The sequence below is a fragment of the Calditrichota bacterium genome, assembly GCA_020637445.1.
Taxonomy (GTDB): Bacteria; Electryoneota; RPQS01; order RPQS01; family RPQS01; genus JABWCQ01.
This window is the reverse complement of sequence record JACJVZ010000001.1, coordinates 427,731-442,299: the sequence shown is the minus strand read 5'-3', so window position 1 is coordinate 442,299 and position 14,569 is coordinate 427,731. Positions and strand designations below refer to the sequence as shown.

General features: G+C 54.6%; 12 protein-coding genes. All 12 read right to left on the bottom strand.

The window, feature by feature from the left end; translation table 11 throughout:
• Window positions 1-42 precede the first annotated feature (42 nt).
• Complete coding sequence (gmk, locus tag H6507_01670; protein ID MCB9367809.1) at window positions 43-615, bottom strand: guanylate kinase; 573 nt, start codon at window positions 613-615, stop codon at window positions 43-45.
• A complete protein-coding gene (locus tag H6507_01665) occupies window positions 608-1,486 on the bottom strand; it encodes a YicC family protein (protein ID MCB9367808.1) in 879 nt (292 codons plus the stop codon). Before H6507_01665 ends, gmk begins: the two co-directional genes overlap by 8 nt.
• Window positions 1,487-1,520: 34 nt before the next feature.
• A complete protein-coding gene (locus tag H6507_01660; protein ID MCB9367807.1) occupies window positions 1,521-2,495 on the bottom strand; it encodes a PorV/PorQ family protein in 975 nt (324 codons plus the stop codon).
• Between the two features lie 188 nt (window positions 2,496-2,683).
• Window positions 2,684-5,293: a DNA mismatch repair protein MutS gene (gene mutS, locus H6507_01655; protein MCB9367806.1), complete on the bottom strand. Its 2,610-nt coding sequence runs from the start codon at window positions 5,291-5,293 to the stop codon at window positions 2,684-2,686.
• 71 nt (window positions 5,294-5,364) lie between these two features.
• The gene (locus tag H6507_01650; GenBank protein MCB9367805.1) at window positions 5,365-6,396 is read right to left on the bottom strand and encodes an SPOR domain-containing protein; all 1,032 of its coding nucleotides are present in this window, start codon (window positions 6,394-6,396) and stop codon (window positions 5,365-5,367) included.
• The gene (locus H6507_01645) at window positions 6,389-7,531 is read right to left on the bottom strand and encodes a tetratricopeptide repeat protein (GenBank protein ID MCB9367804.1); all 1,143 of its coding nucleotides are present in this window, start codon (window positions 7,529-7,531) and stop codon (window positions 6,389-6,391) included. Before H6507_01645 ends, H6507_01650 begins: the two co-directional genes overlap by 8 nt.
• Window positions 7,528-7,848, bottom strand: a complete 321-nt coding sequence (locus H6507_01640; GenBank protein MCB9367803.1) for a LapA family protein — start codon at window positions 7,846-7,848, stop codon at window positions 7,528-7,530. Before H6507_01640 ends, H6507_01645 begins: the two co-directional genes overlap by 4 nt.
• A 20-nt stretch (window positions 7,849-7,868) precedes the next feature.
• The gene (gene miaB / locus H6507_01635; GenBank protein ID MCB9367802.1) at window positions 7,869-9,263 is read right to left on the bottom strand and encodes a tRNA (N6-isopentenyl adenosine(37)-C2)-methylthiotransferase MiaB; all 1,395 of its coding nucleotides are present in this window, start codon (window positions 9,261-9,263) and stop codon (window positions 7,869-7,871) included.
• Window positions 9,264-9,265: 2 nt separating this feature from the next.
• Entirely contained in the window at window positions 9,266-9,955 is a 690-nt protein-coding gene (gene sfsA / locus H6507_01630) for a DNA/RNA nuclease SfsA (protein MCB9367801.1), read from the bottom strand.
• Between the two features lie 82 nt (window positions 9,956-10,037).
• Window positions 10,038-11,402: a histidine--tRNA ligase gene (hisS, locus tag H6507_01625; protein ID MCB9367800.1), complete on the bottom strand. Its 1,365-nt coding sequence runs from the start codon at window positions 11,400-11,402 to the stop codon at window positions 10,038-10,040.
• A gap of 131 nt (window positions 11,403-11,533) precedes the next feature.
• Window positions 11,534-12,847, bottom strand: a complete 1,314-nt coding sequence (locus H6507_01620) for a sigma-54-dependent Fis family transcriptional regulator (GenBank protein MCB9367799.1) — start codon at window positions 12,845-12,847, stop codon at window positions 11,534-11,536.
• A complete protein-coding gene (ade, locus tag H6507_01615; GenBank protein ID MCB9367798.1) occupies window positions 12,837-14,567 on the bottom strand; it encodes an adenine deaminase in 1,731 nt (576 codons plus the stop codon). The genes H6507_01620 and ade overlap by 11 nt, the downstream gene beginning before the upstream one ends.
• Window positions 14,568-14,569 lie beyond the last annotated feature (2 nt).

Below are 14,569 nucleotides of genomic sequence, written 5' to 3'. Positions count from 1 at the left end.
ACGCGGATCTGCCCCCCAAACGGGATTCCGCACAAAAAATACTTATTCGACCGGCTTCCGTCCGCGCTCGATACAGCGCAAAACTTCGGCTACGGCACGATCAATTTCGTCGTTGACAATCACACAGTCGAATAGCTCGGCCTGTGCAAGTTCCATTTCCGCGCGGGTGAGTCGTTTGGCAATCACCTCGGCGGATTCCGTTCCGCGTTTCTCCAACCGCTCTTTCAGGATTTCGAGGGAGGGAGGTTTGATGAAGACGGTTGTCGCTTCAGGATAAAACCGTTTGATACTCGCGGCGCCCTTTACGTCCAAATCGAGTACCATCGTTTCGCCTTTGGCGAGTGCTTCATCGACAATCGTTCCAAGTGTACCGTAGAGATTTCCATGAACGTCTTCGTATTCCAGAAACTCTCCGGCAGCGACCCGCGCCAAGAACTCGTCGCGCGTCAAAAAATAGTAATCCTGTCCGTCAACTTCCCCCGGCCGGGGAGAGCGCGTCGTCGCACTGCAAGAGAAGAGCCATCCCGGATGAGCCTTCCGAACTGCGCGAATCACTGTAGTCTTGCCTCCCCCTGCTGGAGCGGCAAAGACAATCAATCGGCCAATGCTACTCAAGATTTTGCACCTGCTCGCGCAGCCGCTCGATTTCCTCGCGCACACTTACGGTCAGATGGGAAATTTCCAGACTTGAGGTCTTCGACGAGATCGTGTTCGCTTCGCGATTCATCTCTTGCAGCAGGAAGCCAAGTTTCTTGCCGACGGGACCCGCCGGTTTCAGCAAGGTCTTTCGAAACGCCTGTATATGTCCGTCGAGCCGAACGCATTCTTCGGTGATATCGAGTCTGTCGGCTATCAAAGCCAATTCAAGTTCGAGCCGGTTGTCGTCGTAGCTTTCGTTCGGCACGAGTTTCTGAATCCGGTCTTTGAGTTTTTCCAAAGCGCGAGTCGGCAACCCTTCCTGCGCTTTCCTGATCTCTTCGAGCGCCGAGTGAATCAGATCAAGCCGCTTCAGCATGTCTTTAGTCAGATTCTCGCCTTCTTCGAGCCGCATCTGACGCAGATTTTCGATGGCTTTTTCCGTTGCGGCGACAGACAATTTTAGAATACGATCCGACATTTCCGGCGAATCAACCGGAGTAATTACTTCAGGGAACTGAAGCAAGTGATCCAGATGCACGGACTCCGTAATACTAAGATCATTGCAAAGCTCTTGCAATTGCGCTGAAACCCGCTTTGCGGCCTCCGCGTCGATACGCGTGGCGGTAGGGGCGCCCGCCCGGCTCTCTGTCATATTCAGGCTAATCTTGCCCCGCTCAACCCCTTTGCGGCAGAGCTCGCGCAATTCAGATTCAAAATTGGAAATCGTCCGCGGCGCGCGTAAACCGAAATCAAAATACCGGTTGTTCAGCGTGCGCAGCTCCGCGGTGACGGTAGTACCTTCTTCGCTGGCTTCCCCTCGCCCGAAGCCGGTCATGGAATAGATCATATTTTGGTTTATTGCGAGGTGAATTTCTCGTCGATTAGAATACTACTCCTACGGACACTCGGTGTGTCAACCCAAGATCGTTGTGATCTTCCAGTGCGGCATTCACCGCTAAACTTCCGAACAGCAAACCGGCACCCGCGGTAAAACGGTCGCCTTTCAAGCCCGCGCGCAGAGCAACGGTCTTTGATATTAAGTACTCTGCTCCGATACGCGGCTCAATTGAAACCGGACCGGCAGAAATCACTTCCGCTTCGCCGCGAGTCTCGAATCTCGTCTCCGCATCGGCGACAACGGTTACATCGGCATTCATCGCCTTCAGTGGTGCCGACCAGCGGCCACCAAAACCAACGGTCGGCAGAATCGACTCCGTTCGACCGGTCGACCAAGCCATAGTGCTTGTCGTAATATCCCGAACGACCGCTCCGAACTCGGTGCGACTCCCGATCATACGTTGTAAACCGACGTCAAACCCCAAACCGACCGCCGTTTCCGACGCGACGGATTTGGTCAATATCTTCGCACTGGCTCCGGCATTCCATCCATTGCCAAGCATGCGGCCGCCCGAAGCAATTGCCGCCCATTCGTGATCTCCGGTTTGGCCATCAACTTCAACTCTGTTGCCATCGGAAAGTGGCTGTGTCGGGTCCGCCAAACGAGTCAACGGAATATCCCCAACGCGAGAGTATAGCACCGTAACTGCACCGGACATCTCTCGCTGCATCGGAGTCGCAAACGAGAGATAGTCGTAAGTAAACAGGTTGTCAAACTGCGACGCGTGCATGAATTCAACCGACCGCTTGTCTATTCCAGCTAATCCGGCAGGATTGTAATACCCTGCGGTCGCCGGAAGCGGTGATGCGATAGATGCTCCACCCATGGCGAGTGCACGTGCTCCAGCTCCAAGTGACAAAAACTCGCCAGCATATCTTCCGATAACCCATTGCGCGTTTGCGACTTGGACAAAAAGTGATAAAGTGAGAACTAACCCCAGGCACCGCACGTTGATCATGCCCTGCTCCATTGGCTACGATTCAAGTCAAATTTGTCTTACTCATTGAACTCGCTCAACATAGAATTTGACACGAGACAGAAGAGTAAAAGTACACAGCAGAGATCAAGTTTTGTTGCGCCTTGCGCGGGGACAGTCTCCCACCTTATTCCTATATTCTGTAAAAATAAGGATAAACTAAAGGAGAGTCAAGACTTTTTTGCCGACTTCGCACTCCTGCTACCATTGACCAAGCCCTTGATTTCATAGAGTTTATCAAGCGCCGTGCGGGGAGTTAAGTCGTCCAAATTGAGGTTCTGGAGGGCATCAACCACTCTCTGAGTATCGGATTCAAATAGAGTTAGCTGTAGCTTAGTGGGCTTTTGAGGGGGGATTTCGGCCTGCGGTTTGACGGATTCTTCCCAACCGGGAAGCAATTCACGGGCTCTGGCAACAACACTTTGCGGCAATCCGGCGAGCCGCGCGACTTCGATACCATACGAGCGATCAGTTTCACCGGAAGATATTCTGTGCAAAAAGACGATTCGGTCGCCCCACTCCTCAACATCGACGCGTGCGTTGAAGATGCGCGGGAAAAGAGTGGCCATCTTGTTCAGTTCGTGGTAATGTGTGGCAAAGAGAGTCTTACCCGCAACTTCTGAATGGTCGTGAAGGTATTCGGTGATGGCCCAAGCAAGCGAAAGGCCGTCGTAGGTCGAAGTTCCGCGGCCAACTTCGTCAAGAATCATCAGCGACCTCGGTGTCGCACTACGCAAGATATTGGCGACCTCCGACATTTCCACCAAAAAGGTCGACTCGCCTCCAGCTAAGTTGTCTCCCGCTCCGATGCGAGTAAAAATCCTGTCGACGATTCCGATTTCCGCAAAATCGGCCGGAACAAAAGAGCCCATCTGGGCCATCAGAACGATCAGTGCGGCTTGCCGAAGATATGTAGACTTGCCGGACATGTTGGGACCGGTCAAAATCATGATTTGATTCGTTGCCGTGTCCAGCTCGAGATCGTTGGCAATGAAACCCGTCGCCTGTGAGACCAATCGTTCCACAACAGGGTGCCGGCCCTGCTTGACCGCGAGCTTCGTGCCGTCATTTACGATTGGACGGACATAACGCTGTTCGCGGGCGAGAGTCGCGAGCGAGACAAAAATATCAAGTTCAGCGATTGCGCGAGCGATCTTGGTTAGTTCGGGTCCCCGACTCAACAGTTCCGTACGCAGGGACTCCCAGATTTCTTCTTCAAGCCGCTCGAGTTTTTCCTCCGCGTGGAGGATTTTTTCTTCCCAGACTTTCAGATCGGGTGTTACATACCGTTCCGAACCCGTCAGAGTTTGTTTGCGGATGTAGTCCGCTGGAACTCTGTCTTTGTGCGCGTTCGTGATTTCAATGTAATAACCGAATACTCGATTGTAGCCGATTTTCAGCGACGGAATTCCCGTACGGCCGCGCTCGTGGTTTTGATGTTCCTGCATCCACGTCCGCGCACGTGTGCCAATCGTACGCAAGTCGTCAAGCTCCTCGGAGTACCCGGCGCGAATCGCCCGGCCCTCACCTATTATCGCAGGGGGATCGTCGACGATGATCGATGCGATTAAGCCGCTGATCTCTTTGAGTTCGGTGAGCTCGACTGAAAGTCTGTCAAGCGGAGAGCCCGTGTGTTTTGCAAGCGTCTTTTGAATCAGAGGGAGTTTTTCGAGCGTAGAACGAATTGCAACGGCATCGCGCGGGGATGCTCGCCGGGTGGTCAAGCGCGAAAGCACTCTCTGCAAATCCGACGTTTCGCGCAATTGCTCGGTGAGAATTCCTACAGTTTGCGGATCACTGACCAAAGTCTCCACCGTACTTAGCCGGAGATTAATGTCCGTCAAGTCCGTAAGCGGAGCAAGCAGCCACCGGCGCAGGAGCCTCCCTCCTGCCGCAGTGCGTGTACGATCCATCGCAAACAAAAGTGTCGCATCGCGGCGGCCGCTCGGCGACTCCACAAGTTCCAAATTGCGGCGGGTCGACGAATCCAAAATAAGTTCGCGCCCCGTCGTAAACACGCGCAGGTCCGGCAACAGCGCTTGAGCGTCTTTTTGTTGAGACCGCAAATAGTTGAGCAATGCTCCCGCTGACTGCATCGCGGGCAGCATGTCTGACAAACCGTAGCCTTTCAGATTCGCAACATTCAAGTGCGTTCGCAGAGTTCTGTCCGCACCGTCCGCCGCAAATTGCCACTTTGGCAACGGAGTCAACGAGCAGCTTGGAATCAGCTCAAGCAACTCCTTGGCAAGCTCTTCGTTTTCAAGTTCGACGATCAGCTCCGCAGGCTCCAGAGCCGCAAGTCTCGCGACCAATTCGCTCTGCGGCAAAATGCCCGTGAAAAATTCTTGTGCGGTGATGTCGGCGTAAGCGAGGCCGCAGGTCTCCTCCTGCCATGTTACGGCGGCAAGATAGTTGTTCTTTTGATCGTCAAGCTGCGAGCCAGAGAATGTCGTCCCCGCGCTCACGACTTCGGTTACGCCGCGTTTGACGATGCCTTTGGCTTGTTTCGGATCTTCAAGTTGGTCGCACACCGCGACGCGGTAGCCCGCGCGGGTCATTTTGCTCAAGTAGTTTTCGAGCTGGTGATGCGGAAAACCCGCCAGCGGAACGTCGCCGTTGGCGCCGTTGTTGCGCTTTGTCAATGTCAGTCCAAGGACGTCCGACGCGGTCTTTGCGTCGTCATAAAAAAGCTCATAAAAATCACCCATGCGATAAAACAGGACCACGTCCGGATATTGGGACTTGATCTCTGAGTATTGTTTTAGCATGGGTGTGGACATGAACGACTCGCTTAGGCATGAAGCGCCGCCCCAAGGGACGGCGCGCGTTTTTTCATCTGACGGTTTGCCGCTTAGGGCACGGTCACGAGCACTGCGGGAACGCTGTACTTCTCTTTGATTTGATCGCCAATTGAGCGACCCTCTTCCTTCGTTTGAAAGACTCCTACTCGGACTTGCAGCAAATCGTCGCGCGGCACAAGGTATGTCTTGTAGCCGTCGTGCTCAAGTTTCTTGGACAACTTGCGCGCATTGTCGTGATTGCCGAAGGCGCCGACTTGAATGTACCACCCGTCGGGAGACTTCTTGTCGATATCGTGCGGCGCATTCTGCTCATTAATCGGCTTGACTTTCGACTCCGGCTTCTTTGGAGGCAGCGGAGGATCAGCAATCAAGGAAGCGGCCACGATACCCGTGTCTTTCTTGGTGGGCACCGCTTCGCTATAGTTTAGCGTGGTGCTTTTGGAGGGTTCTTGCTTGGGCTTTGCTTCTACGAGTTCTTCTTTGGCAGCAACAGTTTCGTCAGGCTCTGGTTGTGTCACAAGCGGCTCGCGGCGAACCACTGGCTCCGGTTCTTCGGCGACGGTGTTCGCGAGCTTTGCCGCTTCCTTCACGGTCATCTCTTCCTTTGCGGGCGTGGGTTCCGCGACTTCCGTTTCATCCGGGACCTCCACAGCTTCCGGCTCACCGTCAGTCTTCACGTCCGTCAGCTTGTCGTCCGCAGTGAGCGGCCGCTCAACCTCGTATGTTGCAGAAGCGTCGTGCCATTCGCCGGGCTCCGCGGCGGGAGCGGTTTCCAGAACGAGGGCAGATATGTCAATACCCATCTCAGCCGCTTGCAGGAGCCGCTCTTGCGCAAATACGTCACAATCGGTGCCCGGAAAACGAGCGGAAATTTCCCGATAGAGAAAACACGCTTCAATCGCGTTCGGTTCGCGCAACGCGTCCAATAGCAAATGGTAGCGCTCCGGTGCGTCCGTCTTCTCGAGAATTTGCTGCGCTTCGATCATTCTCCCTTCCCGCAGAAGATCGACGGGAGACTTCTTCACAACGTCGGCCGCAATCGCCGCCGCGCACATGGCCAAAAATATGATCGCTCTATACATTGTAGGAATCCACCTTGTTGCATTTCGGACAAACCCACAAGGGCTCGTGCGACACGTTGCCGCAGTTAGAACAAGAGTATTCGTAGTTTTCTTTCATCACCCGCGACAGCACGTCGCGCGACATATTCAACACTCCGTCCACGTCGTGAACGTCGTGATACATTCGGATCAACCGCCGGCGCAGCCAAAGGCTCTCCGGATTATGTTCTAACCCGTCGCGCAGTGTCGTGATAGCTCCGCCTGCGTCGCCCTTCTTGCGCAAGAAGCGAGACAAGGCGGCGTATGCGTGTACGTTTTGCGGATAACTGTGAATCACTTCGCGATAGATCTGCTCGATTTCGGAAAACCGACCAAGGTCAAACAAATGAGTTTCGAGTCGCTCGAACGCGACGTAACTTTGCGCCGGATTTACGTCAATCAGCCGTCTCCAAATTTTGACGGCATCCTCCACCCTGTGCTCGCGAACGTAGGAATCTCCCCAATAAAGGTACGGTGCAACAAGCGTCGCGTCGTGCTTGATCGCTTGTCGAAACTGAACACGTCCGTCGCGCTCCTTTCCCGCGTTGCACAAGCGCTCGCCTTCAAGCGTCTTCAGCAGCGCAAGTCTGCGGCCGGAGGTGGCCGTCGTGAGGCCGTTCAGTTTTTCCGCGGACTCGTAGGCCGCCTGCCATTGGCCTTGTCCGGCCAAAATTTCACTCTTTTGTTGCAGCGCCCACGCATCTTTTTTTGAGATGCCGAGCATTTGATTCACGGATTCAAGCGCGCGGTTGTAGTCGCCGTTTTTCAAATAATCTTCGGACAAAGCTCGATAAATGTCGAGTTTTTGACGATCGACCAAATCGCCGCGGAGTGTCAATGCGCGGTGAATCTTAGTGGCGCGATCCAAATCGCCGCTTTGCGCAAACAATTGTCCCAAGCGAAGATAGGCGTCAATGTTGTTTGTATCCGCCCCGACCGTCTCGCGCAGCTTTTGGATAGCCTTGGGAGTGTCGCCGTCAAGAATCGCGCGCAGCCCTTCCGCGTACGGCGTCGTAGGCTGTACGTTGCGGCGGACTTTCCAATCGCGAAAATACGACGCCGCGGCGATGCCGCCTCCTACGAGAATCAACAGGAACAAAAACTCAAAGAACGTCATGTGCGGGCCACTCCCGTATCGGTTCCTTCTTCTTCGAGCGCGAAATTGCGCAAACGCTCCAGCTCGGATTGCAGCGCTTGATTCTTGCGTTTCTGCGCGGAAATTTCACTGCGCAGCCGGAGTTGGTTGATGACGGCGACCAAGAGGCTTACGATGTAGCCCACAAGTGCCGCGAGAAACAGCATAAAAGACAGCGGCAGCTCGGGCGATTGCCACGAAATTATCTGAACATGCACCTTTGGTTCGGCATTCTGAGATAGAAAGCCGACCACGAAGAAAATGAGTATCAGAAACAGCAGCCAGCGAAGAATCCACATGGACTGACTCCGATCATGGATTAGTTATCGAAAATTCGGGAAGCGTGGAACGTGAAACCGGTCAGCGAATCAAGGCGCACCTTGATCAAATCCCCGACTTGTTCACCGTTGCGCGGCAATACGACGGGACGAAAATCAGGCGTGCGGCCCGCCCACATGTTATTATCTTTTGGCGCCGGACCTTCAATGAGAATCTCCGTCGCGCGGCCCACTTGAGCCTCGTTTCTTTCACGAGCAACCGTTTGCTGCAACGCAATCAGCCGTTCAAGTCGCGCAACTTTCACGTCGTCGGGAATGTCGTCATCGAGTTTCGAAGCCTTGGTCAGAGGACGCTCGGAATACTTGAACATGAAAGCCGTGTCGTAACGCACTTCATTCATTAAGCTGAAGGTCTCTTCGAACTCGGCCTCAGTCTCCGTGGGAAAGCCCACGATTACGTCCGTCGAAAGGGCGATGTCCGGGACATATTTGCGCGCGCGTTCGATGATGCCGAGATAATGCTCGCGAGTGTACGGACGGTTCATTTCTTTCAGCACACGATTGTTGCCCGCTTGAACCGGAAGATGCAGATAGGGACAAATCTTCGGGTGCTCGCCCATCGTTCGCAGAAGTTTATCGGAGATATCAGTTGGATGCGACGTCATGTAGCGCACACGCACCACGCCGGGCATGTCCGCGACTGCGGCCAGACAATCGGCGAAGTCGCGACCTTCCCATCGGTACGAATCCACGTTTTGACCCAGGAGCATGACGTCGCGCACGCCTTGTGACACGAGATGTTCCACCTCGCGCAAAACACTTGGCAACGGCCTGCTTCGTTCCCGGCCACGAGTTCTCGGGACGACACAAAAACTGCAAAACTTATCGCAACCGCGAATAATCGTGACGAACGCCGTGACTCCGCCGTGATGGCGCGGCATTATGTCGTCGTAGAGTTCTTCGCGCATCAAGGTCGTTTCGAGCAAACCGGGAGTTCCGGGCGGTGTGATGAAACGCTCTTCGAGCATGATCGGCAGACGCCGATAAGAATCGGGACCTACAACCATGTCCACATAGGGATGCGATTCGATGATCTCTTTTCGTTTCGCTTGCGCGACACAGCCGAGAATGCCTATCACTCGCGACGGATTGCTCTTTTTCAAAACAGAAAGATTCGCCAATTGTCCTAAGGCCCGGACCTCGGCGCTTTCACGAATCATGCACGTGTTCACGAGAACGACGTCCGCTTCTTCCGGAGTTTCGCAGAAACGATAGCCGGATTCGGCGAGCATACTTTCAATCGTCTGCGAATCGGAGACGTTCATTTGACAGCCGTACGTGCGAATGTAGACGCGCGGTCCGTTGCCGTTCGTTTGCGGCAGCGGAGCGCGTGCAGGTTCGCCGATTTCGGCTTGTAGTGTGACGAGTTCGTGCAAGGTTAAAGTTCTATCGGAATCGGTTCGTGTAAGGTTATTTCTTCGGCGGTGACACGAGCTTTCATGGCGATAAGTTTTACACCGGCTTGGTGTGCGTCACGCACCGTCGTGCCGTAAACGGGATCAATTTCGTCCGCGGGTGAAAAACTTTTGGCGAGATGGTGCTGCACGACGTAGAGCATGTAGGCCTGCTTGCCCTCGGCAACGAACTCCATCAGTTCGTGCAGGTGGCGCGTGCCGCGTTCGGTGACACTGTCGGGAAAAAGCGCGACTCCATCTTCCACCAGCGAGACGTTTTTCACTTCGAGCAGAGCTTCGTCGTCGCCTAACATGAAATCGATGCGCGAGCCGCTGGGTAGTTTGACTTCGCGGCGAAACTTCTTGAAATGAGCAAGCTCAGGAATTGCTCCGGCCTTCAGCGCTTCGGCAGTGATTGTATTCGGAACGTGCGTGTTGATGCCGACCCACTTGCCAGCGATTTCGACGAGTTCCCACGTGTGCGCGTATTTGCGCGTCACGGAATCGGAATAGCTGACCATCACGGGCGCGCCAATCACTAAGACGCCTTTCATGCTGCCGGTGTTGGGAGTCACGGCCGTAATTTCTTCGCCGTTGTCGAGCAGGACGTCCGCAAAGAAACGTTTGTAGCGGCGGAGCAGTTTGCCTTTGTGCAGCGGCGAAGAAAATCTCATCTACAGATTCCGGCGGGGAGTCGCGCTGACGCGCTCAATCCCCCTTCGGCGTGTGGGACAGCGGAGAAACGCGCTGACGCACTCAATCCCCCCTCGGCGAAATGTCTTTCGCGAGTTCGCTCGCCAGTCTACTCGCAAGGTCGCCGTGCGGCAGCGTGACTTGCTGTTGCGTCGCAAGGTTTTTCAGCGAAACTTCGCCTCGGGCGCGTTCGTCGGGACCACAGACGACGACGAAGGGAATCTTCTGCTGATCTGCATACGAGAATTGCTTCTTCATGCGGTCGTTGTCATACCAAATCTCGACTCGGAATCCGGCACGGCGCAGCGAGGCAGCGAGTTCGAGATTCGTGTTGACTCCAGCATCGTCGAAGCGGGCAATCAAGACTTGCGTCTCGGAGGGAATGGACTCGAAACGCTTCAACTGCGTCAACGCGGTCTGAATTCTGTCCAATCCGATGGTCGTGCCGGTCGCCGGGACATTTTGTTTTGAGAATGTCGCGACCAGCCCGTCATATCTTCCGCCGCCGGTCAACGACCCTAAATGCGGGAGCTCAGGTGATACGGTTTCGAAAATCGGGCCGGTGTAGTAATCCAAACCACGCGCGAGCGTCGCGTCGAAGACAAGATTGCCGTCCGGCACTCCCAATTCCTGCGCGGCATGGAAGACAATTTCGATTTCTTTGAGGCCATTTTGCGCGGCTTCGTTTCCGGCGGCGAGCTTCGCAGCTTCGGTGAAGTTCGGTTCCGCTCCGCCGGCGTTTAGAAGCTCGGTAACTTTGGCACGCGCATCGCTCGCCGGGATGTTGTTTTGCTGGAACTCTTTTTCGACGCCGTCCCAGCCGATTTTGTCGAGCTTGTCCAGACAGCGACAAAAGTCAAAGAAATGAGAATCGCTGCCCGTAATTAATGCGGAGAGTCCGGCCAAGAACTTTCTTGATGAAAGTCTGATGCGATAGGTCTTGAAATCGAGTGCAGATAACACTTCGCTGGTCAGCGCAATGATTTCGGCATCGGCGAGCGGAGATTCCGTCCCCAATATGTCCGCGTCGCATTGCACAAACTCGCGGTATCTGCCCTGTCGCGGCTGCGGGCGGTCGGCGCGCCATACGGGCTGAATCTGATAGCGCTTAAAGGGCCGAGGCAGCTCGGCATATTGGGCGACCACGCGGGCGAGCGGAACGGTCAAATCATAGCGAAGCGCGATTGCGCTTTCAGCAGTTTCCTCGGCATCGCCCCGCGCGCGACGAATCTCGTAAATTAGCTTGTCATTTTCTTCTGACTTGCCGGTCAAAATCTCCAAATATTCTATCGCCGGAGTTTCCAGCGGCTGGAATCCGTAGCGGCGATAGGCCTCCTCAATAATCCGCACAATCTTTCGACGGGGGATCAATTCTGAAGGCAGGAAATCGCGAGTTCCGCGAAATGTGCGAGGCTCTATCCGTGACAAATGTTATAAACTTCTGTTTTTCATAAACAAAAAGACTCCGCGCCCGGAGTCTTGACTGCGTCCACGGAGGCCCGCCTTAGTCAGAGTCCAGTTCACCTAAGCTATTAATATCAGAGTTTTTAGACGGAAAATCAAGGGAAAATCGGGAGGCAAGCCGATAGCGTCGACAGTTGCTGGCCGCTGGATTCGAGAATTCCCGCTGAAGTAAGGTCACGCAGCTTGGTTCTGGTATGGGAAGCGGACATTCCTGACTTCTCCGCCAAGGCAGTTGTGGAAAACCACTCCCGACCTCCATTGCAAAGAAATTCGAGTATGAGAGGTTGAGGTCCGCCGAGTGCCTCCAATATCCCGCGTTCAAGCCGCTCCGGTGCTTTAGGTCCATCCACAGTATCCTTTCGCGATGAAGCTAACAGCATCGGAAACATAGATGCGGTGAGAAGTTCTGATGAATTCTCGATGAAAGCGTGCTCCAGTGCCTGACTGAGTTGACGTATGTTTCCGGGCCACGCGTGAGACGCAAACAGTTTCTTGGCATCTTCCGCGAGACCGCGCGGCGCCGCACGGCCGTACTCGATGCGCAGCACATTTAGGATGTGCGAAGCCAACTGCAAAACGTCCTTCCCGCGTTCACGCAAAGGCGGCAAATGCACTTCGGCTACAAACAACCTGTAATAGAGATCTTCACGAAACTCGCCAGCCGCAACTTTCGCGCATAGGTCTTTGTGAGTTGCGCTAATCACACGGACGTCGACGTGCCGCGGCTTTGCTTTGCCGACACTCTGAACTTCTCCTTGATCCAAGAGTCGTAGCAGCGCGGCCTGCGCCACGTCGGGAAGATCGGCAACTTCATCGAGAAAGAGCGTTCCGCCGTCGGCGGCTACAACTTTGCCTGCGCGTCCGCGCGGGTCCGCTCCCGTAAACGAGTAGGCTTCGTGCCCGAACAGCTCGGAGATTGCCAAGTTCGGTACTAATGCACCACAGTTTACGACGACAAACGGTTTGTCACGCCGGTCCGAATGCTCGTGGATTAACTTTGCAATGAGCTCCTTGCCTGTTCCCGTCTCACCCGATATCAAAACCCGCGCCCGCGTCTCGGCCAAGAGCAAAGCGCGCTGAACCGACAACATGAGTAGCCGCGACTGTCCAACGATCCCTGCTTGTTTGGCGGCATCGTCAATGAGAATCCGTGGTGACTCGGGCAAGTCCTTGTAATCTGACAAACCGGGAAGGACGGCAGGCAATATCTTTCGAAGCACCTGCTTTTCGCCGGAAGAATCATTTAAGACAACATTCGCGTTGTGGCGAGTCTGATGCAGAAGTTCCCTGATATCGATCTCTACCTCTTCCATATCGGACTCCGTGGAAAGAGGCTCGACTGACTTTACCATGAACTTGGCAAGGTCTACCGTGCGGCGTTCGATCTCTTTGAGAAGATCAGTCTGCACTATCGGCTTCCAAAGGAATTTGAGAAAACTTGTCCACGTCCACCAACCCGAAATCTGTCAGTTTCAAACTTGGAATAACGGGCAAAGCTAAAAAGGAGAGCGCCATGAACGGAGAAGAGAGTTTGCAGCCAATAGAGTGCGCCGCGCGGTGGAGCTCTTCCAGCAGAGGAGTGATTTCCGCCGCCGATTTGTCGGACATTAGACCCGCGACAGGCAGTGCGAGCTTCGCCAAGACTTTTCCGTTTTGCACGACAGTCCATCCGCCGCCGCATTCTGAAAGTGTCTTTGCCGCGAGCAGCATATCGTCGTCGCTCATTCCCGCGACAATCAAGTTGTGCGAGTCGTGGGCCACCGTTGACGCAAAGGCTCCGGATTTGATTCCGAAACCGCGAACAAACCCCTTGCCTATCGTGCCGCCGCGTCCGTGACGCTCGACGACGACTATCTTGGCGATGTCTTGCTCCGGATCCGCAGTAAGCTGACCATTACGTGCAGGCAGATTGGCCACCAAACGCTTCGTGACAATCTGATCAGGAACAATGTCAATTACATTGACGCGCGTACTCTTGCTTGCGACTTCAAACGCTCGTTTGTCCGTGATGTTCGCGCGCATCGTATCTTGAACACTCGACGTATCGAACTTTGAAATACTTTTCAGTAGTTGCCCTTCGCGCGCAACTTCTTCGCCTCGATGCCAAACACGCAGAGGTTTGAAGTCTTTCAAGTCTTCGAACACGACAAAATCAGCATACTTCCCGGGCGTCAGCGCACCGGTTTCCTTCACACCGAAAATACGGGCTGTGTTTGTGCTGGCCATTGCAACGGCTAAGAGCGGATCAAGGCCTTTCTTGACGGCCTTGCGCAGCGTCGCGTTCATGTGCCCCTCAGCGAGAAGCTCGTCAGCATGTCTGTCATCTGAGACAAATGCAAACATATGCGCCGTTTCCGGTCTTACGAGCGGAAGCAATGCGTCCATGTTTTTCGCTGTGGAACCTTCGCGAATGAACACTGCCATGCCGCGGCGCAGCTTCTCGCGTGCTTCTTCGAGCTGCGTACTCTCGTGATCCGTGCCGATACCTGCGGCGGAGTAGGCGTTTAACCATTTGCCGCGCACGCCGGGAGCGTGCCCATCTACCGGGCGGCCCGCGCCCAACGCGACTTTTTCGAGAACTTCATCAAAACCCAAAATCACGCCGGGAAAGTTCATGACCTCTGCGATACCTAAAACACGCGGGTGCTCGAGAAAGGGCTGCATGTCAGCGGCTCTCATCGCGGCACCCGAAGTTTCCATGTGCGTTGCCGGAACACAAGACGGAACCATGACCCACACGTTGAGCGGCACAGCTTCCGAACTGTCCAACATAAACTGAATTCCGCGAGCACCTAAGACGTTCGCGATTTCATGCGGGTCGCAAAACACTCCTCCCGTTCCCAAGGGCACGACGGCGCGGGCAAACTCCGGCGGCGTCAACAATGTGGATTCGATGTGAATGTGCCCGTCGAGCAGCGCCGGCGCGAGTAATCCGCCTTGCAGATCTATCACCTGTTTGGCTTCATAGTCACCAATTCCCGCGATGCGGCCCTCAAAAACAGCGATGCCCGCCTCTTCGATTTCAAGCGAAACCGTATTGATCAGGCGGGCATTCTTTAGGTATAAGTCTGCGGGTTTATCCCCGCGCGCGACTTCCAAAAGCCGTTGCTGGGAATTCAAGTCTTGCATGT